The 25,935-nt window shown below is 38.2% G+C and carries 24 protein-coding genes and 1 riboswitch; of the genes, 18 read left to right on the top strand and 6 right to left on the bottom strand.

Features of this window, described 5'->3' with window-relative positions; genetic code table 11:
* Window positions 1–62: 62 nt before the first annotated feature.
* Together Q4550_RS05095 and Q4550_RS05100 are read right to left on the bottom strand one after the other, a co-directional pair.
* Window positions 63–2,705, bottom strand: coding sequence for an MMPL family transporter (locus tag Q4550_RS05095; protein ID WP_303530814.1), 2,643 nt, complete (start codon window positions 2,703–2,705; stop codon window positions 63–65).
* Window positions 2,702–3,154 carry a MarR family winged helix-turn-helix transcriptional regulator gene (locus tag Q4550_RS05100; RefSeq protein WP_194222037.1) on the bottom strand — a complete coding sequence of 151 codons (453 nt, stop codon included), beginning with the start codon at window positions 3,152–3,154 and terminating at the stop codon, window positions 2,702–2,704. The genes Q4550_RS05095 and Q4550_RS05100 overlap by 4 nt, the downstream gene beginning before the upstream one ends.
* Window positions 3,155–3,544: 390 nt before the next feature.
* Here Q4550_RS05100 and Q4550_RS05105 point away from each other — a divergent pair, with 390 nt between their 5' ends.
* On the top strand, window positions 3,545–3,850 hold the full coding sequence (locus Q4550_RS05105) for an AbrB/MazE/SpoVT family DNA-binding domain-containing protein (RefSeq protein ID WP_303530817.1): 306 nt from the start codon (window positions 3,545–3,547) through the stop codon (window positions 3,848–3,850).
* A 219-nt stretch (window positions 3,851–4,069) separates the two neighbouring features.
* Here Q4550_RS05105 and Q4550_RS05110 read toward each other — a convergent pair whose 3' ends face one another.
* On the bottom strand, window positions 4,070–4,828 hold the full coding sequence (locus Q4550_RS05110; RefSeq protein WP_303530819.1) for a TrmB family transcriptional regulator: 759 nt from the start codon (window positions 4,826–4,828) through the stop codon (window positions 4,070–4,072).
* A gap of 149 nt (window positions 4,829–4,977) precedes the next feature.
* Between Q4550_RS05110 and Q4550_RS05115 the strand changes: the two genes are divergently transcribed.
* The 3 genes from Q4550_RS05115 (at window position 4,978) to Q4550_RS05125 (ending at window position 7,936) form a co-directional block, all read left to right on the top strand.
* A complete protein-coding gene (locus Q4550_RS05115; RefSeq protein ID WP_303530821.1) occupies window positions 4,978–6,153 on the top strand; it encodes an MFS transporter in 1,176 nt (391 codons plus the stop codon).
* Window positions 6,154–6,214: 61 nt separating this feature from the next.
* Window positions 6,215–6,859 (top strand): SDR family oxidoreductase, encoded by a 645-nt coding sequence (locus Q4550_RS05120; protein ID WP_303530823.1) that lies wholly within the window; start codon window positions 6,215–6,217, stop codon window positions 6,857–6,859.
* Between the two features lie 147 nt (window positions 6,860–7,006).
* A complete protein-coding gene (locus tag Q4550_RS05125) occupies window positions 7,007–7,936 on the top strand; it encodes a manganese-dependent inorganic pyrophosphatase (RefSeq protein ID WP_303530825.1) in 930 nt (309 codons plus the stop codon).
* Between the two features lie 97 nt (window positions 7,937–8,033).
* Here the strand turns inward: Q4550_RS05125 and Q4550_RS05130 are convergent, their stop codons facing one another.
* On the bottom strand, window positions 8,034–8,588 hold the full coding sequence (locus Q4550_RS05130; RefSeq protein ID WP_303530827.1) for a hypothetical protein: 555 nt from the start codon (window positions 8,586–8,588) through the stop codon (window positions 8,034–8,036).
* A 96-nt stretch (window positions 8,589–8,684) separates the two neighbouring features.
* On the opposite strand from Q4550_RS05130, the gene Q4550_RS05135 reads away from it, so the two are divergent.
* Window positions 8,685–9,572 carry a phosphatidate cytidylyltransferase gene (locus Q4550_RS05135; RefSeq protein ID WP_371018652.1) on the top strand — a complete coding sequence of 296 codons (888 nt, stop codon included), beginning with the start codon at window positions 8,685–8,687 and terminating at the stop codon, window positions 9,570–9,572.
* A 108-nt stretch (window positions 9,573–9,680) separates the two neighbouring features.
* On the opposite strand, the gene fabL is transcribed toward Q4550_RS05135, so the two are convergent.
* Complete coding sequence (fabL, locus tag Q4550_RS05140) at window positions 9,681–10,439, bottom strand: enoyl-[acyl-carrier-protein] reductase FabL (protein ID WP_303530829.1); 759 nt, start codon at window positions 10,437–10,439, stop codon at window positions 9,681–9,683.
* Between the two features lie 530 nt (window positions 10,440–10,969).
* Here fabL and Q4550_RS05145 point away from each other — a divergent pair.
* The 5 genes from Q4550_RS05145 (at window position 10,970) to Q4550_RS05165 (ending at window position 17,499) form a co-directional block, all read left to right on the top strand.
* Entirely contained in the window at window positions 10,970–11,542 is a 573-nt protein-coding gene (locus Q4550_RS05145) for an RNA polymerase sigma factor (protein WP_194222029.1), read from the top strand.
* On the top strand, window positions 11,526–12,287 hold the full coding sequence (locus Q4550_RS05150; protein WP_303530830.1) for an anti-sigma factor: 762 nt from the start codon (window positions 11,526–11,528) through the stop codon (window positions 12,285–12,287). Before Q4550_RS05145 ends, Q4550_RS05150 begins: the two co-directional genes overlap by 17 nt.
* A gap of 259 nt (window positions 12,288–12,546) precedes the next feature.
* Entirely contained in the window at window positions 12,547–14,076 is a 1,530-nt protein-coding gene (locus tag Q4550_RS05155; protein WP_303530832.1) for a glycine betaine uptake BCCT transporter, read from the top strand.
* A 216-nt stretch (window positions 14,077–14,292) separates the two neighbouring features.
* Window positions 14,293–16,482 carry an FUSC family protein gene (locus Q4550_RS05160; protein ID WP_303530833.1) on the top strand — a complete coding sequence of 730 codons (2,190 nt, stop codon included), beginning with the start codon at window positions 14,293–14,295 and terminating at the stop codon, window positions 16,480–16,482.
* Between the two features lie 240 nt (window positions 16,483–16,722).
* Window positions 16,723–17,499, top strand: a complete 777-nt coding sequence (locus Q4550_RS05165) for a 3-hydroxybutyrate dehydrogenase (protein WP_303530834.1) — start codon at window positions 16,723–16,725, stop codon at window positions 17,497–17,499.
* A 61-nt stretch (window positions 17,500–17,560) separates the two neighbouring features.
* On the opposite strand, the gene Q4550_RS05170 is transcribed toward Q4550_RS05165, so the two are convergent.
* Window positions 17,561–18,184 carry a LysE family translocator gene (locus Q4550_RS05170; RefSeq protein WP_303530836.1) on the bottom strand — a complete coding sequence of 208 codons (624 nt, stop codon included), beginning with the start codon at window positions 18,182–18,184 and terminating at the stop codon, window positions 17,561–17,563.
* Window positions 18,185–18,433: 249 nt separating this feature from the next.
* Here Q4550_RS05170 and Q4550_RS05175 point away from each other — a divergent pair, with 249 nt between their 5' ends.
* From Q4550_RS05175 to Q4550_RS05210, 8 genes are all read left to right on the top strand, one after another.
* Window positions 18,434–18,997 carry a GNAT family N-acetyltransferase gene (locus tag Q4550_RS05175; RefSeq protein ID WP_303530838.1) on the top strand — a complete coding sequence of 188 codons (564 nt, stop codon included), beginning with the start codon at window positions 18,434–18,436 and terminating at the stop codon, window positions 18,995–18,997.
* Between the two features lie 97 nt (window positions 18,998–19,094).
* Window positions 19,095–19,526, top strand: coding sequence for a GNAT family N-acetyltransferase (locus Q4550_RS05180; protein WP_194222332.1), 432 nt, complete (start codon window positions 19,095–19,097; stop codon window positions 19,524–19,526).
* A gap of 196 nt (window positions 19,527–19,722) precedes the next feature.
* The gene (locus Q4550_RS05185; protein WP_303530840.1) at window positions 19,723–20,208 is read left to right on the top strand and encodes a GNAT family N-acetyltransferase; all 486 of its coding nucleotides are present in this window, start codon (window positions 19,723–19,725) and stop codon (window positions 20,206–20,208) included.
* A gap of 39 nt (window positions 20,209–20,247) precedes the next feature.
* Window positions 20,248–20,346, top strand: a riboswitch (SAM riboswitch).
* 83 nt (window positions 20,347–20,429) lie between these two features.
* The gene (locus Q4550_RS05190) at window positions 20,430–21,092 is read left to right on the top strand and encodes a sulfite oxidase-like oxidoreductase (RefSeq protein ID WP_303531131.1); all 663 of its coding nucleotides are present in this window, start codon (window positions 20,430–20,432) and stop codon (window positions 21,090–21,092) included.
* A gap of 297 nt (window positions 21,093–21,389) precedes the next feature.
* Entirely contained in the window at window positions 21,390–22,739 is a 1,350-nt protein-coding gene (locus Q4550_RS05195; RefSeq protein WP_303531133.1) for a copper amine oxidase, read from the top strand.
* Between the two features lie 277 nt (window positions 22,740–23,016).
* Window positions 23,017–24,255 carry an ABC transporter substrate-binding protein gene (locus tag Q4550_RS05200; protein ID WP_303530842.1) on the top strand — a complete coding sequence of 413 codons (1,239 nt, stop codon included), beginning with the start codon at window positions 23,017–23,019 and terminating at the stop codon, window positions 24,253–24,255.
* Window positions 24,224–25,108: an ABC transporter permease gene (locus Q4550_RS05205; protein ID WP_303530843.1), complete on the top strand. Its 885-nt coding sequence runs from the start codon at window positions 24,224–24,226 to the stop codon at window positions 25,106–25,108. Before Q4550_RS05200 ends, Q4550_RS05205 begins: the two co-directional genes overlap by 32 nt.
* Window positions 25,105–25,923, top strand: a complete 819-nt coding sequence (locus Q4550_RS05210) for an ABC transporter permease (protein ID WP_303530844.1) — start codon at window positions 25,105–25,107, stop codon at window positions 25,921–25,923. Before Q4550_RS05205 ends, Q4550_RS05210 begins: the two co-directional genes overlap by 4 nt.
* Window positions 25,924–25,935 lie beyond the last annotated feature (12 nt).

Genomic DNA, 25,935 nt, shown 5'->3' on the forward strand with positions numbered 1-25,935 from the left:
CTATTTGAAAAGGCTCAGAGCGATACGCTCTGAGCCTTTTTGATCGATGAAAATGTGGATGATTATTTTTTAGATTTAAAAGGCCACCAAATCCCTTTACCGAATGAGACAACAACAGCAGGAATTAGAAGTGGTAGAACGATTAGACCGTAAAGAAGTAAGCCAGTAATGACAATGGTCGCAATTTGCATTAAGCTAAGAACGCCTGAAGGCATCATGGCCCCGAATGTACCGGCTAGGATAATAGCGGCCGTGATGACTACCGTACCCATTTTTGCCATAGAGCGATGCATTGCTTCCCTAATCCCAATGGAAGCTTCTTCGTTAAAACGGTCGAGTAGGAAGATGGAATAGTCGACACCTAGTGCAATTAACATTACAAATCCAAAGAATGGAACTGCCCATGTGATGCCATCATAGCCTAGTAGATTAATAAAAATTAACTCCGATATCGCCATTGACGTAAAGTATGTGAGTAACAGCGAACCAATCATAACAAGTGGCATGATCATGGAGCGGAAAAGGAGTGTTAGAATAGTAAACAAACCGACAAGCATGATAATGACTGTTCTAGTAAAATCACTTGTTGAAATGTCAGATAGATCACTGTTAATACTTGCTACGCCGTTATAAGCGACAGTTGCATCTTCAAGCGGCGTACCGTCAATCGTTCGTGATACCGTTTCTTTAATTTCTCTTACAGTATCAATAGCTTCCGTAGAATAAGGGTCTTTCTTTAAAATAACTTCAAGTGTAACCGCTTTTTGTTCATCGAAGGCATAGCGATCGATGGCAGGCTCAAATTCTTCGTCTTCAAGGGTTCCATCTGGAATAAATACACCTGTATTCCGAAGAGCTTTCGAATTACCCATATCGGTCACGATGTCAGCAGCATCTTGTAAGCCGTTCTTTATTTCATCAAGGCCATCAATGGATGAACCCACACCTTTAGATAGTTCAGTAATGCCACCGCTTAGCTCAGACGTCTGACCAGCCTGACCTTGTAGATCCGAAGAAGCGCCAGCGAGGCCCTGTTGGATTTGTCCGAGCTGTTGTTGCACCTGCCCAAGCTGTTCGGAAGCAGCAGCAACATTTTGCGATTGTTGAAGCCCAGCGGAAATAGAGCCAAGTTGATCGTTAATTTGCCCCAGTCCATTTACGGCTTCTTCAAGTCCACCAGCGTTGCTGCTAGAAGGAATTTGGTTACTAATATTATCCAATCCATTTTGAACTTCGGTTAGGCCGTTTTGAACATCATCGATGCCATTCGTTGCTTCGTTGAGCCCATCCCCAACTTGTGCAAGTTGTGAATCAACATAAAGATCATCAATCACATCTCCTGCTGGTCTTGTAATGGACCTAACGGAATCAACGTTATCATTTTTCTCAATTTCTTTACTAATTGTTTCGATATAAGGAAGATAATCTTCTGTAACAATATCTTGATCCTTCTGAATGATCACTTTTACCGGAAGTGAATCACCTTGGCCGAATCCTTCCTCAATTGCATTTAATCCTTTAACAGATTCATAGTCACTACCAATCTCGTTTACTGTATTAAACGACAGTTGATCGTCGTAAGTGAAAAGTAGTGGAACCATAATAACAGCGACAACGAGCATAGACCAAATGGGCTTGTTAATAGAGAAACGACCAAACGAAGTCCACAGTTTACTATCTTTGTGTGACGCTGATTTCTTTGAAGGCCAGAACAACTTATCTTTTAATAAGGCCATAAAGAATGGCACAAGCGTAAACAGGACGAGCATAAGAATCGCGATTCCTACAGCAACCCCAACAGCTGATTTAAATATCGGGAAGTCTGCAAAGCCAATCGCTGCGAAACCGATGAATACAGCTAATCCACTAATTAATAAGGTACGGCCTGCTGTTTTGTAAGTATTCACAATCGCATCTTCTACAGAATGTCCCTCAGTTAATTCTTCTTTATATCTGCTTAAGAGGAGGATACAATAGTCTGTTCCAATCCCGAACAGGACGGCAACGAGAAAAATCTGAGTATAGTTGGATACAGGAAAGCCGATCCAATCAATTAAAAAAGCTACAATTGATTGACTTAGGAGATACGTAACCCCTACTGCAAGTAAAGGAATGAAAGGGGTTGTAATCGAACGAAAAACGGCCAAAAGTAGAACGAAAATCAACACAACAGTAATGATTTCAGTACGTTCAAGTCCTTTTTGAGCACTTTCATTCACATCGTGATTAATAATGGATTCACCTGTAAGATAAGCGGTCGTATTGTCTGGAATTAGATCCTGACGAATATGATTGGCGAGTTCATTCACTTCATCGTCTGTTCCATCGACTGTAATGGGAAGAAGGATGGTTTGTTCGTCTTCTGAAACAAGTTGATCAGACATCTCTTCACTTTCAAATGGATCGAGTACTTCTTTTATGAGTGAACCTTCTTCAGCAATTTCTTCAGCAATTGAAGAAACTTTTTCTTTAGAGTCCTCATTTACTGGTTCATCGAAGGTGAAGACAAGTGAAATGGTTTCATCGCCCACACCAGCTTCCTCAAGAATGTCTGCGGCTATTTTTGAATCTGCATTTTCAGGTAATTGAAAGGTTCCAGCATCTTCAGCCTGTTTCGTAAGGTTAGGGGATAAAACAAATAGAACGGCTGTTAGAGCAATAAGTGCAATGGCAATTGGCCATTTGAATTTTAAAATTTGTCTCATTTTGCATCTCCTTCTGCTTTTAAAATTGAACTTAACTTGCGGAAAATACGCAGGAATTCATCGATTTCCTCTTCATGAAAATCGTTTAAAACGATTTTCTCGACATGTTCATAGATCACTTTATCAAATAAGTCGACAACGTCATTTCCTTTTTCAGTAAGCGTAATCGATTTCCCTCTTAGGTCCTCTTCGGAATCAACTGTGACCACGAGTCCTTTCATCTCAAGTTTTTTATAACGGTTTGATATAGCGCTTTTGTGAACACCTTGTAAAGAAGCGAGCTTCCCAGGTGAAATACGACCTGATTTAGAAATAATTTGAAGCATCTGAAGCTGCTCTGAAGAATATTCTTCAAATAGTTGATGCTCAAAAGAACGAATAATTCGTTCTGTTCCATACATGATCACTTCTTCGAAAAGCTCAACGGCTTCACATAACTTCTTATTCATTTACCATTCCTCCACTAGTTTACCCTCTAAACATTATTAGTTTACCCTCTAAACTATGGTTTTTGCAACTATTTAATACGCATGAATTTTGAAGGTTAGTCAAAGGGAGGAGGTCATGATAACGTTTTAAGTTAACGATAAGGTGGAGAGGGTGGAGAGGAAGAATAGGTCTCGTTTTAAATAACTTTCAATAAGAGTAGTAAGGTATCTTGATGAAATTCTGATTCTGTTCATTGAATTTCTTTTTCAATACACGAGAAATCTACCAAAAGATAAAATAAAATGTAAATTTGCAGAATTTTGGCGCAATATGTATTGCATAATACGATCGACGGTATTATGATTAAAGAAACCATCGCTTGTTCGTTAAAACGAAAGGGAGGAATGAGAATGAAGAGTACTGGTGTGGTTAGAAAAATTGATGAACTAGGCCGAATTGTCATTCCAAAAGAACTCCGACGAACTTTAGATATTAACGTGAAAGATCCAATTGAAATCTTCACAAGTGAAAACAGGGTGGTCTTACAAAAGTATCAGGCAGATATGGCATGTATGGTTACTGGAGAGATATTAGACGAAAATCAAACATTTGGAAATGGAAGCATTGTTCTTAGTCCAGAAGGAATGGCGCTTCTGAGAGAAGAATTGGAAATGAAGCTAGGAAAGAAAAATGAGGAAATACTTAAAGCAAAATAAGTGTTATCTGTAACACCCTTCCAAAGGAGAAGGGTGTTTTTTTGTTAACAGTAAGTTAATGAACGTTGTTGGATATCCAATAGAATAGGTGAAATTTTGGGAGTTTATCATATAAGCTAATATACCTTCTAACAATTGAGATTCTTTCTAAAGATCATATAAGATAGCGTGAGAACTTTCTACTAATGAAAGTTAAAATGATAAAAAGATAAGCTTGGCCTAATAACGTAATTTCAATAATAGCTCTCTTAAATGAGGATCTTCCATCATTGAAGACCCAAATTTTCTAGTAATTTCAGTTAATACAATATCATGATAGAAGAACTCTGTGAAAAAGGTAACTAATGGTCTTGATTTGGTGTGAATCGCCTGCCAGCTTGTATCTTCGATTCCGGCAAATAAAACGTCCTCATTATCTACTATAACAATACGACTTCGCTCTAACTTTTGGTGAGCGCTGTCGGGAATTAAAGTTGTTACGTTTTTAAGATTAGAATCTATCTCTCCAATTGAATGTAACTCAACGATAACGCCTTCAGCTTCTTTTTCCGCAAGCAAGGAGAGGTGTTGCTCGATATCATCGGCCCAGCCCGAAAAGATAATAGAGCTCGATGATTGTTGAAGTAACTCTGAGACAAGGGAATGAATCGACTGATCTTCTTTAAGTGTCCAAACGCGATCATCTGCTTGCTTCTTACGAGTTTGAATTGATTTCAATTGTGTAATACTTTCGGTGAAATCACTTTTAAGCTTGGTGATCGCTGAATCAATTGGAAGAGCGGTATAAAGTCTTTTTTTCTCAGTGGTTGATTCTAACACCATCCCTTTCTCAATCATACGACGGATAACGTCATAAACCTTGGAACGAGGGACACCAGAACGTTTTACAATAGTCGTGGCATCCAGTGCTTCATCTATTGTAATCAGCGCTTCATAGACTTGACTTTCATATTGAGTAAATCCAAACTCTTGCAGCATGTGTCGATTCTCCTTGCTTCATCTAATCTTTTCTATAATGATAGCACATCAACTGACCAGTCAAAAGCGTCCTTCATTTAACTATTGCCTTCCATTCTAAAAAGAGTTACTCTTTTAGTGGTAACTTAATAAGAGGGGTGCAAGAAGTAATGAATAAACGTGTTTACTTACTTACGATTGTTTCATTTGTAGTAGGAATGGTGGAATTAATTATAGGAGGAATTCTTGATCTGGTAGCAGAAGATCTTCAAATAAGTTTAGGGAAGACAGGTTTATTAATTAGTGTTTTTTCTATCGTATTTGCATTAATGGGTCCAGTTCTACTTTCTGTAACTGCAAAAATAGAACGGAAAAACTTGATGCTATTCTCACTCGTTATTTTTTTAATAGGGAATCTAATCGCAGTCATTAGTACAACGTTTAGTCTGTTAATGACAGCGAGAATTATCTCAGCGGCAAGTGGTTCTCTTCTTGTTGTGCTATGTGTCACCATTGCTTCCAATATAGTAAAACAGGAATATCGCGCAAGAGCTATAGGGGTTGTATTTATGGGGATTAGTGCTTCTCTAGTTTTGGGAGTGCCAATTGGATTAATGCTTGGAAATGCATTTGGATGGAAAGCGCCTTTTGTTTTGATCCTAGTTCTCACACTGTTATCAATGGTGGGAGTTACCTTGTTTATGGAGAAGATTCAGCCTAAACCCGCAGTTCCACTTCGTAAACAGCTACAAACACTGAAAGATAGCCGTGTATTATCAGCACAGTTAACATCCTTAATGTTTTTAACAGGTCACCTAACTCTTTATGGATATCTAACGCCGTTTCTCAAAACAATACTTGGATTATCAGGAAGTTGGGTAAGTATTGTTTATCTGATCTTTGGAGTGGCTGCAGTTGCCGGGGGCGGACTAGGTGGAATGGCTTCAGATCGATTTGGAACAAGACCAACAATACTTATATCGATTATGGTTTTTGCTGTTGCAATGTTTATTATTCCCTTTTCAACTTTCTCCTTTCCGGTCTTTCTTATCATAATGGTAATTTGGAGTATGCTGAGCTGGGGGATCACACCTGCACAACAAAGCTATTTAATTGAACTTGCGCCAGAATCATCTGATATTCAACAAAGCCTGAATAATTCTGCTCTTCACCTCGGAATTGCAATGGGTTCCTCGGTTGGAGCTTTTGTCATTGAAAACAGCTCAGTTGAAATGAATGCCACTGTTGGAAGTGCCTTTATTTTACTTTCACTTGCTGCCGCGGTATTTTCTATGAAGAGAGATAGCGGGAAAGCGTCAACGCAATTGAACAATCAAGCAGGTTAGTTGAGATTAAGAATTTATTTTGAAATAATATGGATAGACAATCCAAAAGGAGAGTTTACTCATGAATGTACTGGTTATTGGAGCAAACGGCCAGGTAGGTCAAAAAGTTGTCAATCTTCTTGATCATAACAAAGACTATTCCTTAAAGGCGATGGTCCGAAAGAAAGAACAGGCGGATGAATTAGCAAACCGCGGAATTGAATCAGTAGTAGCGAGTCTTGAAGACTCAGTCGATACCATTTCTGAGGCTATGAAAGGGAGCGACGCCGTTATTTTTGCTGCTGGTTCTGGTGGAAGTACTGGATCAGATAAAACATTATTAGTAGATCTAGATGGAGCAGTAAAAACGATCGAAGCAGCTGAAAAACTTGGCATTAAGCGTTATGTGATGTTGAGTGCACTTCAAGCACACAACAGAGAAAATTGGAGTGAGGCATTATTGCCATACTACGCTGCAAAACATTACGCTGATAAAGCGTTAGAAGCAAGTTCATTGGACTATACTATTGTGCGCCCAGGTGGTCTTTTAAACGAAGAAGGAACTGGCAAGGTGTCAATCGCTGAGAATCTAGGACGTGGATCGATCCCACGTGATGATGTAGCTGAGGTTATCGTTTCTACACTAATGAAAAAAAATACGATTCGCCGATCTTTCGATTTGATTTCTGGGGATAGCTTGATTACTCAGTCAATAGGATCTCTATAATAATAAGGTGACCGATTCTTTATGCGAAAGAATCGGTTTCCTTACTTTTCTTATTTAAAGAATACAAAATGCTGTTGAGTTTACGGTAAGAGATCTTTACAATATGTATTGAGTACATAAATCTTTTCATCTAAAAGGAGTCTAACTATGGAAAAAGTATTGATTTTCGGACATAAAAATCCTGATACGGATACGATCACTTCTGCTCTCGTTTATGCCGATTTAAAAAAGAAGCTTGGCATGAATGTAGAGGCAGTCCGCCTTGGTGCAGTCAATGGAGAAACACAATACGCGTTAGATCAATTTAATGTGGAAGCTCCACGAATGGTTCAAACCGTTTCGAATGAAACAAATGAGGTTATTCTTGTTGACCACAACGAACGTCAACAGAGTGCAGAGGATATTGAAAATGTTCGGATTCTAGAAGTGATTGATCATCACCGCATTGCGAACTTCGAAACAGCTGACCCTGTTTATTACAGAGCAGAGCCGGTTGGTTGTACAGCAACGATTCTAAATAAGTTATACAAAGAGAAGAATGTTCAGGTTGATAAAAACATAGCTGGTCTTATGCTTTCTGCGATCATTTCTGACTCTCTTCTTTTCAAATCACCAACATGTACGGAGGAAGATATAGCTGCGGCTAGCGAACTTGCTGAAATAGCGGGAGTAAATGCCGAAACATATGGTCTTGAAATGCTTAAGGCTGGGGCGGATATGAGCAGTAAAACGCCTGCTGAACTGATCTCTCTTGATGCGAAAGAATTTGGTATGGGAGCTTCTAAAGTGGAAGTAGCTCAAGTCAACGTTGTTGATACTCTCGATGTTCTTGCTCGTCAGGATGTAGTTGAAGAAGAAATGAGAAAAACGATCGAAGCTAAAGATCTTGATCTTTTCTTACTCGTTGTAACGGACATTCTTACTAATAACTCAACGGCTTTAGCACTAGGTAAACAAGCAAATAAAGTCGAGAAGGCTTTTGATGTCACATTAATTGAAAACCTTGCTGTACTTGAAGGCGTTGTTTCTCGTAAGAAACAAATCGTTCCTGTTCTAACAGAAACGTTTACAGCTTAATGATCGTTCCAAACGTGGACAGATTCTAAGGGGATCTGTCCACGTTTTATTCATTTATTGTGAAAAAACATCATAAAAGTCATACTAAATATACACGTTAAAATTTATGAAGCTGCTTTCTAATAGGTTCATAATCAAAGAGTTTCCCTTCGTAAATTAGTAAAAGCCTTTCGCATTTGCGAAAATCATCTGGAGTAACAAGTGCTGGAAGCTTGTCCCAAAGTTGAATGCCTGAACGATAAAGAACTTCAGCAACAAATTGAGAACAAAAATAAGAATTACTAAACTCAATAGGTTCATTTATTGAAACCCCCAAAACGCCGAGAATATTGTACAAAAACCGCTGTTTGTTTCGAATGAATATCTTTAGCAAGCGCTTCATTTTGTGTACATCACGTTCCGTTACATTGAGTTCATAGATTACGCATGTCGTCATGGGGTATCGGCTGTATGTCCCCGTTAGGACATCTTCTTTCACAAATCCGCCATTTAGAGGATTGCCAGGTTTTTTTCTTCCAAAGCTATACATATCATTTAATTCTTCATCGAAGGCAAGTGATGCATGATTGTAAGGAGCTTTAGTATATTTCTTAATCGATTTTGTAAAGAGTGTACCGGTATCAGAAAGTAAAATATATATTTTTTGACTCATCATGGTATCCTTATACATTTGACGTTTACTCTCATTATACATAAATAGATTGATAAGGAGGTACCTCTTCTGGAAAGCACAATATGGATATTGGCAATTATTTTAATAGGTCTTTTATTTGCACAGGCTGTTTTTCTTGTTGCGAAGAATAAGCAGCCAACCAAGGACTTTACGGGACTATCGTTAAAAGTAAAAACGTGGTGGGGCATGTTTGTTGTTTTTTGTCTTGCCACACTATTTAACCCAATCGTTTCCTTGTTTTCTTTAATGATATTAAGCTTTTTCGCATTAAAAGAATATTTCTCAATGATGAAAACTCGGAAAGCTGATAGAAGGATTTTTCTATGGTCCTATGTCGCTATCCCACTCCAATTCTATTGGATCCTAATCGATTGGTATGGAATGTTCATTGTGTTTATACCAGTTTATGTTTTCTTATTGCTACCGCTTCCACGTATTATAGGAAAAGGGACGCTAGGTTTTCTAAGATCAGTTAGTTCGACTCAATGGGGGTTAATGCTAATGGTTTTTGGTCTAAGCCACCTTGCCTATTTCCAAATAGCTAGCCCAATTTATGGAGCCAATTTAGTGTTATTTCTTGTATTGCTAACTCAGGTAAATGATGCAGTTCATTACATTATTTCTCTTTATCTAGGCAGGCGTAAAGTCGTTCCATCCTCCAACCCTTATCTTACTTTAGAAGGATTTTTAAGCGCAATTATCGTCACAACAGCACTAGCCTATATGTTATTTCCTTATTTAACGCCTTTTGGTACGTTGTTTGGAGTTTTATCAGGAGTTCTAATCAGCGTCGCTGGCTTTCTTGGTAGTCTAACAATTTCCGTTCTGAAAAGGGATCTCTTACTTGGTGACGATCGAAGAATGAAGGCTTTGGAGGGAAATTACTTAAATAGAGTGGATAGTCTTGCATACACATCACCTGTTTATTTCCATGTAATTCGGTACTTTTTTGATTTTATGTAAGTAAAAGAGCATGTTTCATACAGTGAGGAAAGATATTTTAGCTTGTTGTTATCGAGGATGCGACAAAAAAAGCACGACAGCAGAAAATACCGCGGTCGTGCCTTACGTTTATTCACCTAGCAAAGATAATCCACCATCGACAATAATCGTTTGCCCACGAATCATACGTGCTGCTGGAGTTGTTAAGAAATAAGCGGTATCTGCCATATCTGTAGGCTCTACTAGGCGTCCAGCTGGATTTCTTTCCTTAGCAGATTCTAATAATTCTTCTCTGTTTGGAAAATGTTTAAGAGCGTCCGTATCCACAGCGCCACCAGAAACAGCGTTCACGACAATTCCTTTTGGTGATAATTCAACAGCGAGATAGCGAGTAATCGCTTCTACGGATGCTTTAGATACGCCAACAGCAACATAATTTGGAAGTGCCCTGATTGATCCAAGACTTGATAGGGCTACAATCGCTCCTCCACCATTTTTCTCCATGATTTTAGCGGCTTCTTGTGCAGCAAATAGATATGCTTTAGCATTGATGTTCTGTGTCCAATCCCAATGACTTTCTTCTATTTCCATTAGAGGTCTTAAAACACCTGAAGCGGCATTGTTAACAAATACATCAAGTCGACCAAATGTTTCTTCTGTTTCATGAAATAAAGAAGTGATTTGCTTCACTTCACCAACATTTGCTTTAACGATATGTACGGTAATGCCATATTCGCTTTCTAATTCTTGTTTTGTTTGTTCCGCATCTTTCTTCTTTCTCATAAAGTTGAGAACAAGGTTGTAGCCTTCGGAAGCAAATTTTCGTGCTATTGCTTTACCGATACCTCTTGTTCCACCTGTGATTAGCGCTACTTTATTACTCATCATAAGTCACCTCTTCAATATTTACTCCAACCTATCATACAGGAACAAGGAGCATGTGAAAAGTTTCGCGAAATCAAACTGAGGTGAATTGGTAGAAAAAACTTTTAAGTTAGAGGGTGTATTCAATGGAAAAGAATACAATTATGATATACTTTCATCTAGAAACAAATTATGCTAAATAGTTGATTAGAGCATGGAGATGAAAGTGAATATATTAAAATCAGTTTTGGTCAAAGCTGCCAGTAAACTGTTTATTTAGGGAGCTGATTTGAAGAAAACTTTTTTGGTGAATAATGGATGGAATGAGTCTCCTTGGTTTAAGGATCCAATACTTGAGAGAAGTGTTGAAGACAGAAATGATGTATAATTGCAGCTTTTCTTTCAGAGGGGCATTATAAACTAAAAGCGCTTTCGTGGATTGGTAAGATGATTTTTTATGAAAAACACATCCAAAGTAGACTGAGTAACGTTAGCTATACATAAGCTTCCTGCCTCTTCAGGCTAGCGTCAGTTGCGATGAAAAGGAGAATGATATGAGAGAACTTAACGATGCCGAGCTGTATGTTAAGGTGCAGGCAAAGGATAAAGAAGCTCTCTCATCTCTTTACGATCGATATGAAAAGTTGTTATATTCTTTCTCATATCGAATTGTAAAAGATGGAGGACTTGCAGAAGAAGTTATGCAAGAAGTGTTCATAAAGCTATGGAAAGGGAAGGCCGAGTATAGTGCTGACAAAGGGAAATTCTCTTCTTGGCTCCTTACAATGACGCGGCATACAGCAATTGATTTGCTCCGCAAACAATCAAAAGAGCCAGATTTTGAACTGGATGAACGAGACTCTCTTCATAGTGATGAATCTTCAGTGGAAGATCAGGTTGAATGGAAAGAGCGAGGACAAATACTTCGTACAGCTGTATCAAAACTTAAAGATGAGCAACAGAAAATAATTGAAATGTTCTATTTTAAAGGAATGACGCACAAAAAGATCTCTGAAGAGTTCGACCTCCCTCTGGGTACTGTTAAAGGCCGAATTCGGCTAGCGCTCAAACATTTAAATACCAGTCTTAGAGAGAAAGGAGGGGTCTCAGATGAAAGCAAATTGTGAGCAACTACTTGACTATTTTAATGAAACCTTATCAGAAGAAGAAAAAGAACGGTTCGAAACTCACCTTTTATCTTGTGAAGAGTGCAGAGAGGAATTAAAGGAGCTGGATGAATTGACAGGTGACCTTCCTTATCTCTCTATACCAGAAGAACCACCCGCTGGAATGAAAGATCGTGTTCTGACAAGTGTGTTTGAGAGCGAGGCGGAAGAAGTAGATAACAATGAAGTCGAAAACCTAGAAGAGAAACAGAGTAATACAGTAATAGATCTGCAGACAGAAAGAAAATCAAGACAGAGGAAGTGGGTAGCGCCTGCATTAGCAGCAGCACTTTTTCTCTCCCTTGGTGGAAATTTGTATACGTATATAAACGAATCTGATGGCGAGATAGATAATTCAGAACAAATTTCATCTCTTATCAAAGCTGTACAACTACAGCCAACTGAAGCAGAAGCTTCAGCAGGATCTGCAGCGCTTATGAATGAAGATGGAAAAATGAATTTAGTTGTAGAAGTGAACGATGTGTCAGGAGTTGAAGGCGATCAAGTGTATCAAGTTTGGTTACTTGAAGGTGAAAAACCATACCGCGCAGGCTCATTTGTTCCAAATCAGGAAGGAAAAGGTGAGGTAGCTTATCAGGTAGATTATGAAGGTGAGCACGACTGGGATGCTGTCGCGATTACCCTTGAACCGGATAATACAAGTGAAACGCCTAAAGGGAAAATTATATTAAGTTCAGGTTTATAGATCACAGAAAACAGAGACGTAATATACGCCTCTGTTTTTTTTTGAAAATGGAGAAAAGAAAAGCTGATTAATAGAACAAGATACTAAAATAAATACATTGTGAATATGAAGGGGTTTTAGTAAAGCGGTATGGGGTATATTATACTAAATTCTTATAAAAATTTGATAATAAGTTCGGTTTTGCTTATGATTAGTAACGATGTGGTTATTATTTTGAAATATTTTTGAGATCCACATAATAAATGTAGGAGTGGAGAGAATGAACAAAGTTACTAACGTTTTCTGGATAGGAATCGCTATTGCGATTGTCTTCGTTGGTTGGGGCGTGCTGATGCCAGATAACCTTAATCAGGTGATGACGGTATCCCAAAATTTCTTCTTAGATCAGTTTGGCTGGTTTTATCAGCTTGCCGCAACTTTCTTTTTAATATTTGCAATTTATTTGATTTTTAGTCGATTTGGGCATATCAAGTTAGGAAAGGATACAGATAAGCCTGAATATAGCAGGCTCACATGGTTTGCTATGCTCTTTAGCGCCGGGATGGGAATAGGGCTATTGTTCTTTGGTGTATCAGAACCAATGTCCCACTTTTCTACCCCGCCATATGGTGAAGGAGGAACGGTTGAAGCCGCGCACCTTTCCCTTCGATATACATATTTACATTGGGGGTTCCATGCATGGGCCATATACGCAACCATCGCATTAGCGCTAGCTTATTATAAATTTAGAAAAGGGGCGCCGGGATTAATGAGCGCAACGCTTTATCCACTATTAGGAGATAAAGTGAAAGGCCCTATCGGGATTACAGTAGATATTATTGCAGTTTTTGCGACAATATTTGGTGTCGCCGCTTCTCTAGGCCTTGGGGCTCAACAAATTAACGGTGGTATAAGTTATTTAACAAACATACCTAATAATTTCACAATTCAATTGATTATTATTGCGATTATCACCGTTCTTTTTACTGTTTCAGCAGGAACAGGAATAAAGAGGGGGATAAGGTATTTAAGTAATGCTAATATGGCGCTTGCTGTATTATTGCTTATCATGTTTGTCATTCTCGGACCAACAAAATTTGTGTTAGATTTATTTGTCACTACTTTCGGAGAATATGTTCAAAATATATTTGCTATGGGCATGAGACTTGCTCCAATGAATGCAGAAAGTGAAACGTGGATTCAAGATTGGACAATCTTTTATTGGGCATGGTGGATTGCCTGGTCTCCTTTTGTTGGGACATTTATTGCAAGGGTATCGAAAGGAAGAACGATTAGAGAGTTTATGATAGCCGTAACAGTTGTACCAACAGTCGTTTGTGCATTTTGGTTTGGGGTATTTGGAGGATCTGGTATTTTCTTTGATTTTACTCAAGGAACAGATATAGCAGGTCAAAGTCTTGAGACGGGGTTATTTTTCTTATATGAACAACTTCCGCTCGGTGGTATTTTAACTATCGTTACACTATTATTAATCTCTACATTCTTTATTACATCTGCCGATTCAGCTACATTTGTGCTTGGAATGCAAACAACAAATGGAAGTTTGAATCCCCCGAACTATGTGAAATTTACCTGGGGATTTTTGTTATCAGCATCAGCGATCGTTCTAATGATTACGGGTGGACTTGAAAGTATGCAGACGGCTATAATCGTTAGTGCTTTCCCGCTTACAATTATTCTGTTATTTACGTGCTGGGGAATGATTAAATCATTTAATGAAGAAGTACCAAGAAAGCAACGTAGTACGGATAAGAAAGCCAAGTCCAAAAAAGATCTAAAAACGGTTTAATATAAAACCTTTGGAGTACATTCTCCAAAGGTTTTTTAAATAGAGTTAGATACCGAGGAAAAGAAAATAAGCAATATGAACGATCTAACATTAACTTCCCAACAAATAAAAGTAGAGTTGGAATACGCAATGTTGGCAGAATGAATCAAAATTCGCTATTATTAATGTATGTGGACTAAAAACGAGAAAACAATCATACAAAGCTGGTGGTCTCGTTTGGCTGCTACAGACCCCGGCAGGACTAGGTTACATCAAGCAGCAAGAATAACGATTAGCGTTTTTTCTTCCGTCATGACAATGCTGTGGTTGACCACAATACTTGGAATATCATTTACCCCAGCTATTCTTGCTGGGGTGGTAAGTCTTTTATCATTATTACTTGTGAATGATGACACAGATAAAAAGAAAAAAATCACTGCCCTTTTGTTAGTAATTTCAAGTATTATTTGGTTAACACTTCGAACATTGCTTAGCTCTATTCCATTTGTTACGGATGGTTTGTTTTTACTTGTGATCTTTTTTGCTTACTACCTACAACATTATGGTTTTCGATATTTTGGACTATTTATGATTGCTTTTTTATCGATCTATTTTTCAACCTTATTGAAACTTCAACCATCCGACTTGCTCGGTTTTATCCTCGGAATTGTTGTCGGAGGAGCATACTCGTATCTTTATCACTTTATTCTGTTTAGAAATCGTCCCAAAAGACAGCTCAGTCGAAGTATGAAGTCGTTTCATATTCAAACAAACCTTACGCTAGATCTCGTACTTGATGCCATATCAGATCCGACTCCGAATCGCTATAGAGCCTTGTTATTAAAGCGAGATGTAAGAAAACTTAATGAGTATGCCCAGGTTATTTCAAGCCAATTAACAACAACTGATCCAGGAGAAGTCTGGAGTGGTATAGACGCTGAGCAACTTAGAATGTACGTCTTTGATGCCGAGATGTTAATTGAAACACTTTATCCCGCAGTTAAAAGGATGAAAGAACTTCATGCACTTGAACATAATGAAGTAAGAAAATTACTATATAAAGTTGTTGAATCCATTAGAGACGCTGAGGTGTTACGAAGTCACGATATCGTTGGAAACTTAAAGCAAACACAGACCGTTATTGAAGAATTGAAAAATCAGCTGATCGAATTACGAATATCTAATCATCAAAATAAAGATTGGTTATGGTTAATTAGGAGAATAGAGTCGATTGCCAATCATCTTATTGAAAGTTCAAACGAACTCGGAGCTAGACGGATGGCGAATATTGAAGAACAAGTTCGATTAGACGATCCAGAAGAAGTAAAGAAAGAAAATGTTCGAGAAAGTGAAAAATCAAATCGACCAAGAGCAGCCACTAGGAAGGCGCTCCAAGCTATCGTAGCAGGCGTAGTGGCTATTTTCTTAGGCTATTTCCTTTCACCTACTCACCAGTACTGGGTTCTCCTCTCTGCATTTGTAGTTCTTTTAGGAACGGATACCGTTGGAATGACGTTACAAAAAGCTTTTCAACGGTCACTGGGAACTATTTTCGGCGCGGTTGCAGGTTTTGGCCTGGCGCATCTTCTTGAAGGAAGGCTTGTCTTAGAGTTAATTGCATTATTTTGCTGTATCTTTATGGCATTTTATTTGCTCTCCATTTCGTATGCGATGATGATGTTTTGGATGACAATGCTAATCGCGATTATGTACGATTTTATCCTAGGTGGGATTACAGAACAGATTTTAATAGCTCGTGTGTTTGATACGTTAGCAGGAGCATTCATTGGTTTTCTAGCAGCAGCAGTGATCTACCCTAAAACTACACGTGAAAAGGTTGCAGATACTGCGGAAGATTTTCTTAATAAATTAAATGAGTATGTGTCGGATTATCTTGAATCCTTTTCACATACTGAAAAGAATTTTAATTTTACAAATCAGGCTTTTAGTATTGATGAACAAATGCGAAAAATCCTTGAAGATGCGAGACCGCTTCGTAATCGACCTGCTATTCTTGCCCGATCAGGGATTGAACGCTGGTTAACTGTACTAACAGCGATCAATTATTTTGCTAAACATCTATTGGCTTCTACAAATCGAAATAACCGTTCAACTATCATAGAAGGATCAGAGAACACACTTTTCGAGGTTAATGAAGTGATTAAACATAATGTCCATACTTTACTTAAACTATTAAAAGGTGAAACAGGGTTAACGATGTATAGTTTAAATAAAGAAAGAGAGTATATTGAAGGTCTTTCAGAAAAAGTTGAATATGAAGATTTAAATTTGAAAAAGTTTGTAAATGACCTCTATTATATATGGAGAATTAACCAGTCACTTTTGATATTAGGGAAGGAACTTGGCTCCACAAAGAATAAAGAAGCATCTGATCATTTTAATAAGAATCGTAACCTGGAGCAGTAACGCACCAGGTTATTTTTTTGTTGAGCCAAATGTGGATGGGGCGATTGAAACTAAGCTTTCATTCAAATAAACCAGAAATCAATACATCTAAATATAGGCTAAAAAAACTTTAATGAAGTGACTTAAATTGGGAGCTATGAAAATTAATCAAAAATGATTAGTTTATTAAAAGGGGGAGCGGGAATAGAGAGGTGTGACAGTATAATTTTAATTTAGGATTGACAATAGGAGGAAATATTCATGGTTAACAACAAGACTGTATTTATTACAGGAGCAGCTAGAGGAATTGGTTTTGAAATTGGTGAAACGTTCGCAGAGAATGGAGCAAAAGTTGTTCTATCTGACATAAATGAAGAAGGAACACAAGAAGCTGCCAAGAAACTAAGAGATAAAGGTTATAACGCTATTGGTATTAAAGCAGACGTGACAAATGAAGATGAAATTAAACAAGCAATTGACCGTACTGTAGAAGAATACGGTCGCTTAGACGTGTTAATAAATAATGCGGGACTTCAGCACGTATCTGCATTAGAAAACTTCCCGACTGAGAAGTTTCGTATGATGCAGGATATTATGCTTACAGCTCCTTTCATAGCAACAAAGCATGTATTTCCAATCATGAAGAAACAAGGATTTGGGCGAATTATTAACATGGCATCTATCAATGGTGTCATCGGTTTCGGAGGGAAAGCGGCTTACAATAGTGCCAAGCATGGGGTCATTGGTCTTACAAAGGTTTCTGCACTTGAAGGTGCGGAACACGGTATCACAGTAAATGCCATGGCACCAGGTTATGTTGATACACCACTCGTAAGAGGTCAGATGGAAGATCTAGCGAAAGAACGCGGAGTAGAGCTAGAAAAGGTACTAGAAGAAGTAATCTATCCACTTGTACCACAAAGAAGACTTCTTGAAGTGAAAGAGATAGCTGATTACTCAATGTTTATCGCAAGTGATGCAGCGAAGAGCATTACAGGGCAAGCTCTTCTAATTGATGGTGGTTATACAGCTCAGTAAATTTAGATTTTACTAAAAAAATATTAAAGCAGCGCCTTCTAATGAGAAGCGCTGCTTTTTTTTATTGATCGCTAAAGGCTATTTGAAGACCAATTAAAGCAAGCAATAATGCTTTTGCAAGATTGAATTTTCTAGCTAGAACATGATTTTCTACGACATAGAATGCGATTTTTCCTGCAAATAAGCTTATTGCACTAAAGATAAGAAAGGCTTGTAGAATGAAAACCCCTCCTAAAATTAACATTTGAAGAGCAGGTGAATTTGCCTGCTGATTTATAAACTGTGGAAGAAGGGCGAGAAAGAATAAAGAGATTTTTGGATTTAAAATATTCATAACAATCCCTTTTCGATATAAAGAAAAATAAGGTCTGCTAGGTTGACTTAGGGGGTTAGTTGCGGATCCGCTATCTTTAAAAGCTTCATATGCCATGAAAAGTAAGTAAGCTGCCCCGCTAAACTTAACAATCGAAAAGGCGAGAGAGGATTGATAAAGGAGGGCAGAAATTCCTAAGGTAGCAGCGGAAATATGAACAAGTAGTCCTGAACAGAGGCCAAGAGAAGTGGCGATACCAGCCTGTTTGTTCTGTGTGATGCTTTGAGCAAGAACAAATAAATTGTCAGGTCCTGGCATAACGGTTAGAAGAACAGCAGCAAGAAGGAATGATAGTATAATTGTAATATCCAATAGATCTCACCTTTCAAAACTATTTTCTCAAGTATATAGGAGGAATGAAAATGTATAAAGACTTGTTCAAAGGGGCGAATGAATATTATGCGGAATATCGAAAACCATATCCTCGTGAGTGACCCTTCAATTCGTCTCTCGATTTCAAATATATGTAGCGGACATTGGGCGGAAACACCAATTACTTGACAGATTTCTCATTAATGATATAATTCTGACATCTTTTGGTGTTGTTGGAGGAATAGTTCCATGAAACCCATTTTATTTGATATACCAAGTAAATTTAGCACTGACCGTTTACATATACGTTTTCCACTACCTGGGGATGGTGTCTCGGTTCATCAATCAATTGCTGTCTCGTTAGAAGAGCTTAAACCTTGGATGCCTTTCGCACATATAGATCAAACGGAAGAAGACGTTGAAGCGAATATCTGCGAATCTCACGTAGCGTTTTTAAAGCGGGAGGATCTTCGACTATTACTCTTCCATAAACAGACGGGTGATTTTATCGGTTCCTCAGGGTTACATCGAATAGATTGGAACGTTCGTAAATTTGAAATCGGTTATTGGATTGATTCTAGATACGCTGGTCAAGGCTATATGTCTGAAGCGGTCCAAGGCATTGTAGATTACGCCTTTTCAAACCTTAACGCTAGAAGACTAGAAATTCGTTGCAATGCGACAAATAGGCGAAGTCGGCGAATTGCCGAGAAACAATTGTTTCAACTTGAGGCTATTTTACGAAACGACCATGTCTCAATTGATGGCAGTAAACTAACTGATACATGCGTCTATGCTTTAACAAAAAAATAAATTTGGTAAGAATATGCATCCTACTTATGGGAGGAATAAGGTTCTTGCATCAAGAATAAACGAGTAATGAATGATTTTGATGATGGAGGGAAACTATGTGATCGAACGAGCGACGATAGAAGAAAGAGATTTTATTTTATCGAATTCCATTCAATCTGTTAATGAAGGAACGACAAATCCTGGTATCGTAAAAGAAGAGAAAGCACTCGAAATTGTATCATCTATTCTTGATCGAGGTGGTTACCACCTCATTTATCGCGACGAAGGGGAAATTGCTGGCTGGGTATTACTTGGAGAAAACACGGATTATTTTACAGAAAGCAAGCATGGGTTCATTTATGATGTATTTGTTTTTCCAAAGTTTCGTGGGAAAGGGTATTCTAAGCAGCTGGTTCAAGCGAGTATTGAAAACTTCAAAGAACAGGGATATGAGGAAATTCGTTTGAATGTGTATTCCTCTAACTTCGCGAAATACATTTATAAAGACATTGGATTTCGAGAACTTCAAACAATCATGGTTTATAAATAGTTGTCCAGCTTCTTTTCATTTATTAAAAGAATGTGAAAAACAACTCATAATTAATCATCATGCCCTTGGAACTTGCTACACTATTTTTGCAGGGACTTCCCCGGTTCCTGTCCCCCTTAAAATATAAAGTGTGAGCCCCATGCATTTCCCAGCATGGGGCTTTTCCTTTTCAATCGCACAGAAATGAGGGAGAGTATTGGTATATCAATTTAAGTTAATAAGTCATGAAGCAGTCGAGCGAATTATCTCCTGGAACTATGATGGGGTATACTCATTTTATAATATGGACGAGGATCTTGAAGATCTAAAAGAGTTCCGGGAAGATGCAGTCAGCAATGAAAATTATTGGAGCGTTTACCAAAGGGATCATCTTATTGGTTTTTTTAGTTTTCATGAGCATGAAGACAACCATATAGAAATTGGTCTAGGAATGTGTCCCGATAATGTTGGAAAAGGAGAAGGCTTTTCTTTTTTAGAGGCTGGCCTTCAAAAAGCAGTTGAATTGTATCATCCAACTTCCTTCGGAATGGCAGTAGCTGAATTTAATAAACGAGCCATAAAAGTGTATCAAAGGGCTGGATTTCAAATCACTCATCTGTTTATGCAACAAACCAATGGGGGAGAATTTCAATTTGTTGAAATGAAAAAAATCTCGTTTAAAACAATAATTGCAAAATACTAAATAGACCGATAGAATGAATCAAAATTACATTATTTAATTTCCTTATTGAGAGAGGCGGAGGGACTGGCCCTTTGATGCCCGGCAACCTGATAGACAAGGTGCCAAATCCAGCAGAGTCTATGCTCTGAGAGATAAGGAAGAGCTCTGAAGCGAACTCTTCCTTATTAGTTAGGAAGAGTTTTTTAGACGATTCAATAAATGAGAGACGGGTTGTGAAGAATTTGAAAAAAGCTGACCGTATTCGCAAAATGAAAGTTCCAGATGCAAGTGAAAAGTATGGTGATCGTCTGCCACCGGGGCAAGTACTTACAGAAAGGTTCCCTATTCTACATGAAGGTGATGTACCTGTGTATGAGATGTCGACATGGAACCTAAGTGTATTTGGAGAAATTGATAAGGAAGTGATCATTTCCTATAGCGACATACTTGCCTTACCACAGAAGAAAGTAAAGTGTGATATTCACTGTGTCACAAGGTGGTCTAGGTTTGATAATACTTTTGAAGGGGTTTTGATTAAGGATTTTATGAACGCATATGGGATAGTACCGAAAACGAACTATGTTATGCTACATGGAGACTATAACTATTCAACGAATATTCACCTCACTGACTTAATGAGAGATGATGTTATTCTTGCCCACTCAGTCGATGGAGAGAAATTAACGGCAAAACACGGATGGCCTCTTAGGTTAGTTGTACCGCATCTTTACTTCTGGAAAAGTATTAAATGGATCAGAGGGATAGAATTTATCAATGAAGACAAACCTGGTTTTTGGGAACAAAACGGATTTCATAACCATGCCGATCCATTTAAAGAAGAAAGGTTTTCTGGAGAGGATTTGGGACTACCGGAAGATGAATGGGAGAAAAAAGAGTTTGATTAATTTTTCTTAAAAAAGCGGGCGTGATTAACACATATAGAATTGATTGAGGAAAAGGTAGTTTATTATCACATTCTAAATATCATCATATCTATAAAAAAATAGTTAAAATTTGAAAGTCAGCAGAACCTTAGTATGTGTGGGTTTTGCTGACTTTTTATTGTCTCGTAATTAAAAAAAGAGAAGAATTTTAAAAAAGAATGATCCAAATGGATCTTCTCTCCGTTAGCTAAGTGTAAATCAAAATTAAGGGGAGTGGATTTGATAATGAATACGAACAAGAATATGAAAAAGAAAGTGATCGATTGGAAAAAGGGACTATTAATTGTTCCGCTTAGCTTTTCACTTTTAATACCAACTGCTGGAGCATTTGCCTCTGACCACGACGAGCAAATGGACAAGCCTACAGTAGAAACACCAGGTGCTGATCTTCGTGCTGATCTTGGCCATTTACTAAGTGAGCATGCTTATCTTGCAGTAGAAACAATGAGAAAAGGAGCTGAAGGTTCTGAAGATTTTGAAGCTTCTGCTGGTGCCTTAAGTGAAAACACGGAAGACCTTACAGCTGCGATTACATCCGTTTATGGTGAAGAAGCAGGAGCTGAATTTAATGAAATTTGGAGCAATCATATCGGTTTCTTCGTTGACTATGTGAAAGCAACAGGTAATGAAGATGAAGATGCAAAACAAAAAGCTTTAGATAGTTTAGATGGTTATAAAGAAGATTTCTCTAATTTCTTGGAAAATGCTACTGGAGAACGACTTCAAGCTGAAACATTGTCTGAAGGACTTCAAGCTCATATTAATCAGTTGATTGGTTCATTTGATAGCTATGTAGCAGGTGATTACGAGATGGCTTACGAGAAAGAACGTGAAGCGATTGCTCACATGCAAATGGTGGCTAAAGGATTCTCTGGTGCCATTACTGATCAGTTCCCAGACAAGTTCGAAAACACAGAAGCCGTAACACCAGCCTCTGATCTTCGTGCAACATTAGGTCATTTATTATCTGAACATGCTGGTCTTGCAATGATGACAATGCAGAACGGAATCGACGGATCAGAAGACTTTAATGCATCTGCAGATGCACTAAGCAAGAATACGGATGATCTAGCTGCTGCGATAACTTCTGTATATGGTGAAGAAGCAGGAAATCAATTTAAAGAAATGTGGTCTGGACATATCGGTAACTTTGTAGAATATGTTCAAGCGACGGGAGCTGAAGATGAAGCTGCTCAAGAAAAAGCACTAAAAGCGCTTGAAGACTATCGTGCAGACTTCTCGAGTTTTCTTGAAACAGCAACTGAAGGTAGATTAGAAGCGGGACCATTATCTGAAGGGTTACAAATGCATGTGAATCAATTAATATCTGCGTTTGATAGCTACACTACGGAAGACTACGATGCAGCTTATGATTCGGTTCGTGAAGCTTATGCTCATATGTATAAGCCGGCAAAGGGACTTTCTGGTGCTTTCGTAAACCAATTCCCGGATAAATTCGCTATGGAAGCTATGCCAACTGATATGCCTAAAACAGGTATGGGTGGTACAGCTGAACAGCAAATGCCAATCGAATGGATTGTTGCAGCTATTCTTGCAACTATGGCTGCAACTGGCGTAATTGTTCGTAGAAAAATGCAGAAAAGCTAAGGGAATAGATGATAGGGTAGCCTAACATACCCGTTAGAAAAGCAATAGCCAAAGTGGCTATTGCTTTTCTTCGTGAAAAGAACGATGAACTTGCCGTTCTTACGCTATAGGAAATGGTTTTATTATAGTTTGAGATGTAAGGAGCGTTACAGCATCATGTTTATAAAAAAGGTATACTGATAATGGGAAAATAGATGATGTCTGACTATGAAACACAATTAAGTTCGTCAAATATGTCTTTCAGTTGCTAGGATAGTTTATAAGAGGGGGAAACTAGATGAAGCAAAAGTTAACATTTATTATCGCAACGCTACTTTTTATTGTTGCATGTGGGAATAGTGAAACCAATGAAACTGGTAAAACAGAGGTGTTATCAAAGGAGTGGGATGAAATCGTATCCTCTTCTAATGGAACAGAGGTAAATCTCTTTATGTGGGGAGGGGATGAAGGCATTAATCAGTACGTTGATGAATGGGTAGCACCAAGATTAAAAGAGGAGCATGATATTACGCTTAATCGTCAGCCGATGAATACCGAAGAATTTATGCAAAAACTTTTAACAGAGAAAAAAGCAAATAAAAACAAAGGTACAATTGATGTCATATGGATAAATGGCGCAAATTTCAAAAATGCTAAGAATGCTGATTTATTACTAGGTTCTTTCTCAAAGAAGCTGCCTCATTTTCAAGAATACATTGGATCAAAGGATCAGAATGCTGAATATGATCAAGGGACGGAAATTGATGGATTAGAAGCTCCGTGGGGAAATGTTCAATATGTTTTTCATTACGATTCGAGCAAGATCGATACACCTCCAAGTACACTTGAGGAGTTAAAGCAGTGGATTCACGATAATCCTGGGAAGTTTACGTATCCTAACGTTTCGGATTTTACTGGTAATACGTTCGTGAAGCACCTACTCATAAAAGGTGCAGGCGAAGAGTCGGGTCTTCTGGCAGAGGAATTTAACAAAGAGATTATTAAAGATTCCGAAGAATACGTGTGGAATTATCTTGATGATATAAAGTCTGATCTTTGGCGTAATGGTGAAACTTATCCTGAATCATTGACTAAACTTGATACGCTTTATAGTCAGGGGGAAATCCTAATGACTATGGGCTTTAACGAAGCAAGAGCAGAAAGTTTAATTGAAAATGGAACGTTTCCTGAAAGCACGGAGTCGTTTGTTCTAAAAGATCCTGGATCGGTTTCAAATACACACTATCTCAGTATTCCATTTAATAGTCCGAATCCAGAGGGAGCTATGACAGTTATTGATTTTCTTGAATCGCCAGAAGCTCAAATAGCTAAAATGGATCCTACAATGTGGGGGGAAGGTACGGTATTAAATTTTGATAAATTGAGTGAAGAGGATCAGAAGATTATTGGGAACCTTGACCGGGGAAAAAGCGTACTTTCCACAGAGGTTTTAAATGACTATAAGCTACCAGACTTAGATATAGGTTACACGGAGTGGATTAATAATGAATGGGCGAATCGGGTTATTGAGCAATAAGTGGAAATTACGTTTATATTTATTACCTGCGCTTGCGGTCACATTGCTACTTGTAGGGCATGGAATGTGGTCAGCGGTAGCTCAAAGTTTTCAAACAATAGATGGGGAATGGACTATTGCAACATACACGGAACTTTTTAGTAATCATGCTTTTTTTCATTCCCTTAAATTAACGTTTCGAGTTGCTGTCCTGTCCACTTTACTATCGTTAGTGATAGGATTAATAATGACTAGAATGTTATATGAGTTATTTAAAGATTCATCACTGAAGCTACTTGTATGGATACCGATGTTAATTCCGCATTTTGTTGCAGGTTATTTAGTATTTTTGTTTTTCTCGCAAAGTGGACTGTTCTCTTCTCTACTTTATCAAATGGGAGCATTAGAGAGTCGAGGTGATTTTCCAGTTCTTGTTCAAGAGAAATTTGGGTTGGGGATCATTTTAACATATGTCTGGAAGGAAGTTCCTTTTGTAATTCTCATGCTGTTGCCTGTTTATTATGAGATCGATCATCGCTATTCTGAAGTCGTTCGAACGCTAGGTGGAAGTAAGTGGGATGTTTTTAAAACAGTTGAACTACCCTGGATACTGCCGATTCTCATCGAAACAGCAGTAATTTTATTAGCATTTGTCGCTTCTGCGTTTGAAATCCCATATTTATTAGGTGTCACACGACCAGAAATGTTACCAGTTAGAGCATACGAATGGTTTTATGATGGGGATTGGAGCAAGCGACCACTTGCATTTTCTGCTATGCTCCTTCCAGGTGTGCTCGCCCTTCTTCTTGCGACCTTTTCAATCGGAGCTGTGCAAAAACATAGGCTTAGAATGATAAAGGGGAGAAACAGATGAGGTTATTTTTGAAGCGTTTAGGGAAAAGAGAGTTAGCAACTAGTTTCGTGTTTGTTTTGTTTATTATTTTATTCATCCTACCTTTTGTAACAATAGGAATGAAAAGCGTCTCCGAAGGGTGGAGGTGGCCTGCGTTATTTCCAAACGAACTAAGTTTGGATGCGTGGCGTAGCATAATGAAAGATCCTTCATTAATCGAATCAATTGTTACAACGTTCAAGATTGCTCTTCTAGTTGTAATATTAAATATTTTGCTCGCAATACCAGCGGCCAGGGCTCTTTCTCACTATACGTTTAAAGGAAAATCCATTATTGAGGGACTATTGCTATCCCCTATTTTAATACCTGGCATTTTACTCGCAATGGGGCTTCAATTTACGATGATACAATTTGGCTTAGCAGATAAGATGATAGGGGTTGTCATTGTTCATTTGATTCCTACGCTACCTTATGCCATTCGTGTCATGAGGGCAGGCTATGAGAGAATGGGAAGTAGTCTAAATGAGCAGGCTGCTGTACTAGGAGCCGGTCCGTTGACGCGCTTTTTGACAGTAGCCCTACCTTTATTACTTCCAAGTATTCGAAGCTTAATGTTATTAACTTTTGTTATATCTCTAGGACAGTATGCGCTTACAGCTATTATTGGGGGAGGTACAGTGATCACTCTCCCATTATTATATTACCCCTATTTTTCAAGTTCGAATGAAGCAGTTATTGCAGGATTTTCAATACTTTTTGCTTTGCTTCCCCTTCTATTTATTGGCCTGGTGGAAGTTATGTTGAGGCTGGTTATTCGAGCTGTTAATCGCGTTTGAAAGGAAGATTGT

It is taken from the genome of Anaerobacillus sp. 1_MG-2023 (assembly GCF_030547345.1).
Lineage (GTDB): Bacteria > Bacillota > Bacilli > Bacillales > Guptibacillaceae > Guptibacillus > Guptibacillus hwajinpoensis_B.

What these genes read in the sequence shown, in the direction of transcription:
- Q4550_RS05095 (WP_303530814.1), bottom strand. Translation starts at nt 2,705, where the DNA reads ATGAGACAAATTTTAAAATTCAAATGGCCAATTGCCATTGCACTTATT.
- Q4550_RS05205 (WP_303530843.1), top strand. Translation starts at nt 24,224, where the DNA reads ATGAATGGGCGAATCGGGTTATTGAGCAATAAGTGGAAATTACGTTTA.
- Q4550_RS05175 (WP_303530838.1), top strand. Translation starts at nt 18,434, where the DNA reads ATGAAACCCATTTTATTTGATATACCAAGTAAATTTAGCACTGACCGT.
- Q4550_RS05100 (WP_194222037.1), bottom strand. Translation starts at nt 3,154, where the DNA reads ATGAATAAGAAGTTATGTGAAGCCGTTGAGCTTTTCGAAGAAGTGATC.
- Q4550_RS05165 (WP_303530834.1), top strand. Translation starts at nt 16,723, where the DNA reads ATGGTTAACAACAAGACTGTATTTATTACAGGAGCAGCTAGAGGAATT.
- Q4550_RS05210 (WP_303530844.1), top strand. Translation starts at nt 25,105, where the DNA reads ATGAGGTTATTTTTGAAGCGTTTAGGGAAAAGAGAGTTAGCAACTAGT.
- Q4550_RS05110 (WP_303530819.1), bottom strand. Translation starts at nt 4,828, where the DNA reads ATGCTGCAAGAGTTTGGATTTACTCAATATGAAAGTCAAGTCTATGAA.
- Q4550_RS05130 (WP_303530827.1), bottom strand. Translation starts at nt 8,588, where the DNA reads ATGAGTCAAAAAATATATATTTTACTTTCTGATACCGGTACACTCTTT.
- Q4550_RS05150 (WP_303530830.1), top strand. Translation starts at nt 11,526, where the DNA reads ATGAAAGCAAATTGTGAGCAACTACTTGACTATTTTAATGAAACCTTA.
- Q4550_RS05115 (WP_303530821.1), top strand. Translation starts at nt 4,978, where the DNA reads ATGAATAAACGTGTTTACTTACTTACGATTGTTTCATTTGTAGTAGGA.
- fabL (WP_303530829.1), bottom strand. Translation starts at nt 10,439, where the DNA reads ATGATGAGTAATAAAGTAGCGCTAATCACAGGTGGAACAAGAGGTATC.
- Q4550_RS05155 (WP_303530832.1), top strand. Translation starts at nt 12,547, where the DNA reads ATGAACAAAGTTACTAACGTTTTCTGGATAGGAATCGCTATTGCGATT.
- Q4550_RS05200 (WP_303530842.1), top strand. Translation starts at nt 23,017, where the DNA reads ATGAAGCAAAAGTTAACATTTATTATCGCAACGCTACTTTTTATTGTT.
- Q4550_RS05105 (WP_303530817.1), top strand. Translation starts at nt 3,545, where the DNA reads ATGAAGAGTACTGGTGTGGTTAGAAAAATTGATGAACTAGGCCGAATT.
- Q4550_RS05120 (WP_303530823.1), top strand. Translation starts at nt 6,215, where the DNA reads ATGAATGTACTGGTTATTGGAGCAAACGGCCAGGTAGGTCAAAAAGTT.
- Q4550_RS05145 (WP_194222029.1), top strand. Translation starts at nt 10,970, where the DNA reads ATGAGAGAACTTAACGATGCCGAGCTGTATGTTAAGGTGCAGGCAAAG.
- Q4550_RS05125 (WP_303530825.1), top strand. Translation starts at nt 7,007, where the DNA reads ATGGAAAAAGTATTGATTTTCGGACATAAAAATCCTGATACGGATACG.